This is a genomic window from Acidovorax sp. CCYZU-2555 (assembly GCF_018413525.1).
In the GTDB taxonomy this organism is placed as follows: domain Bacteria; phylum Pseudomonadota; class Gammaproteobacteria; order Burkholderiales; family Burkholderiaceae_C; genus Comamonas.
The window spans coordinates 1-5,244 of sequence record NZ_JAHCDD010000143.1; the positions used below are offsets into that span (position 1 = coordinate 1).

The following is a 5,244-nucleotide window of genomic DNA, read 5'->3' on the forward strand; positions in this document are numbered from 1 at the left end:
CCGACTCCAGGGCCTGGGCGGGCGCGAGCAGCGGCGCCGCGGCGCCCAGCGCCGGCAGGTGCGCCAGCCGCTCGGCGGGCGTGAGCTTGGGGTAGCCCACGTACATCATCACCATGCCCGAGAAGAACCACATGGCGAAGAACGCGCACAGCGCAATGCCCAGCCAGCGATGGGCCAGGTAAAGCCAGCGTTTGGGGTGCAGGCGCATGGTCAGTAGGTGACGCGCAGCGTCAGATCGGCGCTGCGCGGCGCGCCCAGATAGGCCATGGTGCTGCTGACGTTGGCCGCGTAGACCTTGTCCGTGGCATTGCGCACGCGCAGCACCAGCGACATATTGCGCTGGATCTGGTAGCTGAGCCCCAGGTCGAGCAGCGTGTACGCGGCCCAGCTTTGCGTGTTGGCGGCATTGGCGTAGACCTTGCCGACATGGCGCAGGCCGGCGCTGGCCTGCAGCGCGGGCGTGAACGCATACGAAGTCCAGAGGTTGGCGACGGTTTCGGGTGTATTGGTCGGCGTGGTGCCGGCCAGCGAAACCCCGCCCTGCTGGAAGTTCTCATAGCGCGCGCGCACCAGACCCACATTGCCCTGGAGGGACCAGGCGCGGCTGGGCTGCAGGCCCAGCGCGAGCTCTATGCCCTTGGCCGACTGTTCGCCGACCAGCACCGTGAGCGCGCTGTTGTTCGGGTCCTGCGAAGCGATGTTCTTGCGCGTGAGGTGGTAAGCGGCCAGCGTGGCACTGCCCTTGCCCTCCCAGAAGTCGAGCTTGCTGCCGACTTCGAACTGCCGGCCCGTGGTCAGCGCGCTGTTGTTGCGCACATCGGCGAACGAGGCCGTCGACAGCACGCCCGATGGCGGATCGGCAGCCGTCGCGTACTGGACGTAGAGATTGGCGCCGGGCGCGACATCCCAGACCACGCCGATGCGGCCCGTGGTCGGCTGGTAGCTGCGTTCGAACGACGCCGGGCTCGCGGCCGTGACTTCGCGGCGGTTGGTGAGTTCGAGCGCAATGCGTTCGTGGCGCAGCGCCGTCACCAGGTGCAGCGCGGGCGTGAGCGCGGTGCGGTTCTCGGCGTAGAGCGCGGTGGTGTCTATGCGGTTGTCGCGGTCGGGTCTGAAGCCCGGCGCCATGCCCGGAATGTCGAAGAAGCGTTCGGTGCTGAACGCATAGGGGTTCACCGTGCTCACGGTCGCCGACAGGCTGTTGGGAAAGCGCGTCTGGCGGTTGAGGCTCAGTTCCAGCCCGAACGCCCAGTCGCTGCGCCGGCCCGCGATCTGGCCGTTGTAGGTGGCTTCGGTGCGGTTGCCCACCATGCGCTGGTCGTGGCGCTGCAGCAGCACGCCCGAACGGATCACGGCGCTGTTGCCGGCGTCGAAGCGGTAGCTTTCGACATTGCGGTAGTCGCGCAAGGCGTCATACACGTAGAACGTGTTCTTGAACTGCAAGGCGTCGTTGACGCGCCAGTCGGTGATGGAGCGCAGCCACTGCACGCGCTGGGCGTAGCGGCCGTCGGCACTGTTGTAGTTCTTGGTGCGCGTGCCTTCGTCTATGCGCAGCTTGCCCGTCGCCGGATTCAGCAGCGGCGTGCCCCAGTAGGGGCGGTCCAGGTTCTCGGTCTGGTACTCGTAGGCCAGCGTATGGCGCAGGCCGCTGCCGAGGTCGGACAGCAGCGAAGTCGCGAGCTGGGTCGCGCGGCTGTGCGTGCCGTCGGTCCAGCTGCCGCCGTCCTTGTGGTTCAGGTCCAGGCGCAGGAAATGGCCGTCGGCCAGACGGCGGTTGAGCCCCACGGACGCTTCCTTGAGGTCGTTGCTGCCCAGGCGCAGCTGGGCTTCGGAGAAGTCGTGGCGCTCGGGCAGCTTGGTGAGGTAGTTGATCGTGCCGCCCACGCCGCCCGCGCCGTAGAGAAAGCTCGACGCACCGCCTATGGCCTCGACGCGGTCGTAGATCCAGCTGTCGACGGGGCGCGCGGCGATGCTGTACTGCACATGGATGCCGTTGAACAGCTGATTGAGCGAGCTGCCGCTGAAACCGCGGTAGCTCACGCCCACGCTGCCCGGCGCGTCGTGCGCGGTGACGCCAGGAATCGCCTGCAGGATTTCCTGCGTGTTGCGCGCGCCGCGCGCTTCTATCGTCGCGCGCTCGACCACCGTGACGGCGGCCGGCGTCTCGCGCGGCGTGAGGCCCAGGCGGCTGCCGGTTTCGGTGGGCGTATCGAGCGACAGCCGGCCATTGGCCTGGGGCTGGGCGCTTCGGACTTCGACAGCGGACAGCGCGGGCGTTGCCTCCAGGGACTGGGCCTGGGCCGTGAACGCGGTCGCGGCGAACAATGCCGCGGCCAGGGGCTGGCGGCGGTGGGGCACATAAATGTGTGTCATGGAAATCAGGTCTTCACGAACGAGAGCCGTGGCCGGGTCCAGGGACAAGCTTCCCTGGGGCCATGGGTCGGTTTTGGAGAATGGGGAGTGGCGCTGCGGCGCAGCGTGGGGCGCGCGCAGCAGCGCGGCCGGGCCAGGTGTGGCCTCAGTGGAAAGGGCGGCGGCCCGTGCGGGCGCGCCGGTGCGGCATGGCCGCGTGGAGGGTCAGGCTGGCGGTCCGCGCGGCGGCAAGGGCGCGCCCGCGATCGCGGCAATGCGTGCCGACACCACGGGCTGCAGCGCCCGGCCCAGCGGCTGTGGCTGGGCGATGAATTGCGCCGACTGCTGCGGCGGCGGCGCGTTGACCGTGAGGCACAGCGGGCAGTCGAGCCCGTGCTGGCCGTTGGCCGTGACCTGCTGGCCGTTGTCGTCGACGACGATCACTTTCATGCTGCCGTTGGCCGAGCACAGCATCTGCAGCGACTGCGGATTCACGATGGGCGAAGCCACGGCGCAGCCCAGCGTCAGGACGAACCACACCATGACCAGACGGGCCAGTGGAATGGAGTTGCGCAGGATTTGCATGACGGCACATTATGGCGTGGTCGCCGGCGCCATGTGCGAATCTGCTGACAAACAACAACGGAGCCCTGGGGCTCCGTTGCGTGGGTGACCAGGAGTCCGGGACGGGCCCGGACCGCCAGTCGAATTACTTGACCGCGGCGCGTGCGGCTTCTGCCTTGGCCTTGGCGGCGTCGGCCTTGGCCTGCAGGTCGGCGGCTTCGGCTTCAGCGGCCTTGGCTTCGGCCGCCTTGGCGTCCGCTGCCTTGTCGCCCGTAGGGCCGGCGATCGCGCTGCCGACCACGCTGCCGGCGACGGCGCCGACGGCGGCCGCGCCCATCATGCCCATCATGCCGGGGCCGCGGGCGGGAGCGGCTGCTGCCGCGGGAGCCGCAGCAGCGGCCGGTGCAGCTGCCGCAGGCGCGGCTGCAGGCGTTGCCGAGCGTGCGGCCGTGGGCGCTGCGACGGGCGCAGGCGCGGGAGCAGTCTTGCCAATGCTGGCCGGGCGAACGGATTTGGAGCCGCCCATGCGTTTGGCGTGGGCCAGGCTAGGCGCGAGCAGCGCGGCGCAGGTCATGGCAAGCACGGAAACAGTGGCGCGGTAAGAAATGTTCACGGAGATTCCTAAATGAAAAGTCAACAGACGAGGTGACCCATGCGAAGGCTGGGCCCGGCGCTTGTGCAACCAGGCCATCAGGCTCACGGAAAGTACATGGGGGGACTGCGCCGGAATGCAAGCGTTGCCGGGGAAAACCGGGTAACGATTGGTCAGCGCAGTGCGCGCGCTTGGAAGAAGTCGTTTTATGCGCGCAGCGGTTGATTCTAGGGCGCTCGCGCCGCGCCGCCGGAAAAATGACTGGGCGCGGCGCGGGCCATTGCCCTGCGCGCCCGGCCATCTGCGTTCAACGCAGGATTTCGAGCAGGCGGTCGAGGCCGCCCTGGTTGATCGCGATCTGCGCTTCGGCGCGCACGCGCGGCTTGGCGTGGTAGGCCACCGACAGGCCCGCGGCGCCCATCATCGGCAGGTCGTTGGAGCCATCGCCCACGGCAATGCACTGCGCGGGCGAGACGCCCAGCAGCGAGGCAACCTCGAGCAGCGTGCGGCGCTTTTCGGCGCCGTCGCAGATGTCGCCCCAGGGTTGTTCAATCAGCCCGCCGGTCAGCACGCCGTCGACGGTTTCGAGCATGTTGGCGCGCACGTAGTCGATGTTCAGCATGCCGCGCACATGTTCGGCGAAATAGGTGAAGCCGCCCGATACCAGCAGCACCTTGAGGCCGGCCTTCTGGCAGGCTTCGACCAGCGTCTGCGCGCCGGGCGTCAGTTGCAGGCGCTCGCTGCGCACCTGGGCCATGTCGGCTTCGGTCACCCCCTTGAGCAGGGCCACGCGCTGGCGCAGGCTTTCCTTGAAGTCGGTGATTTCACCGCGCATCGTGGCTTCGGTGATGGCCGCGACTTCGGCTTTCTTGCCCGTGGCGTCGGCGATCTCGTCGATGCACTCGATGGTGATCAGCGTCGAGTCCATGTCGAAAGCGATGAGCTTGTAATCGTTCAGACGCAGGGGCGCAGGGGTGCGCTGGACCATCAGGCCGGGGGCAAATTCGGTAGCGGCGCTCATTGTGGGGCGGTGGAATGCAGAAGGTGAAGAAAGTGCCGGTGCGCAGGCGCCGGCGTGAGGCCTGCATTATCCCTTGACCGGCGCGCGCGCAGGCGGGTGGGCCCACCCGCCTGCGGCCATTTATTGCGGCGTCAGGCCTGCGGCCTTGACCAGCTCCGCATGCAGCTTGATCTCGTCGGCAATCGTTTGCTGCAGTTGCTGCGGCGTCGTGGGCGCGACTTCCATGCCGTTCTCGCCGAGCTTGGTCTTGATGTCGCCGGCCAGAATGCCGTGCACTGCGCGGTTGAGCTTGTCGATCACCGCGGGCGGCGTCTTGGCGGGCGCGAGCAGGCCTACCCAGGCCGACAGGTTCAGATCGGCAAAGCCGCTTTCGACCATGGTGGGCGTGTCCTTGAGCACGGGCGAACGCTGCGGGCTCAGCAGGCCCAGCGCGTGCAGCTTGCCCGACTGGATATGCGGCAAGGCCTCGGGCAGCACGGCGAACAGCATGTCTACATTGCCGGCCAGCGTGTCGTTGACCGCGGGCGCGCCGCCCTTGTAGGGCACATGCAGCATGCTGGCCTTGGTGCGGGTCTCGAACATCAGCGCCGCCAGGTGCTGCGGGCTGCCGTCGCCCGACGAGGCATAGGTCAGCTTGCCCGGCGCGGCCTTGGCCGCGGCGACCACGGCCGCGACGCTGGGGAATTTCTGCTTGTCCTTGACCACCAGCACCATG

Annotated in this window: 5 protein-coding genes and 1 pseudogene; all 6 read right to left on the reverse strand. The window is 68.2% G+C overall.

The features are described from left to right. Positions 1-208: pseudogene (locus KHY18_RS26720) on the reverse strand (PepSY domain-containing protein); the annotation flags it as partial. Between the two features lie 2 nt (positions 209-210). Next, complete coding sequence (locus tag KHY18_RS26725; protein ID WP_213307427.1) at positions 211-2,373, reverse strand: TonB-dependent receptor; 2,163 nt, start codon at positions 2,371-2,373, stop codon at positions 211-213. Between the two features lie 204 nt (positions 2,374-2,577). Then, positions 2,578-2,937, reverse strand: coding sequence for a DUF2946 family protein (locus KHY18_RS26730; RefSeq protein WP_213307430.1), 360 nt, complete (start codon positions 2,935-2,937; stop codon positions 2,578-2,580). Positions 2,938-3,061: 124 nt separating this feature from the next. Then, a complete protein-coding gene (locus KHY18_RS26735; protein ID WP_349630344.1) occupies positions 3,062-3,529 on the reverse strand; it encodes an ABC transporter substrate-binding protein in 468 nt (155 codons plus the stop codon). A gap of 286 nt (positions 3,530-3,815) precedes the next feature. Further along, positions 3,816-4,529 carry a phosphoserine phosphatase SerB gene (serB, locus tag KHY18_RS26740; RefSeq protein WP_213307434.1) on the reverse strand — a complete coding sequence of 238 codons (714 nt, stop codon included), beginning with the start codon at positions 4,527-4,529 and terminating at the stop codon, positions 3,816-3,818. 120 nt (positions 4,530-4,649) lie between these two features. Next, on the reverse strand, positions 4,650-5,244 hold a 595-nt coding region (locus KHY18_RS26745; protein ID WP_249729410.1), incomplete at its 5' end, for a Bug family tripartite tricarboxylate transporter substrate binding protein.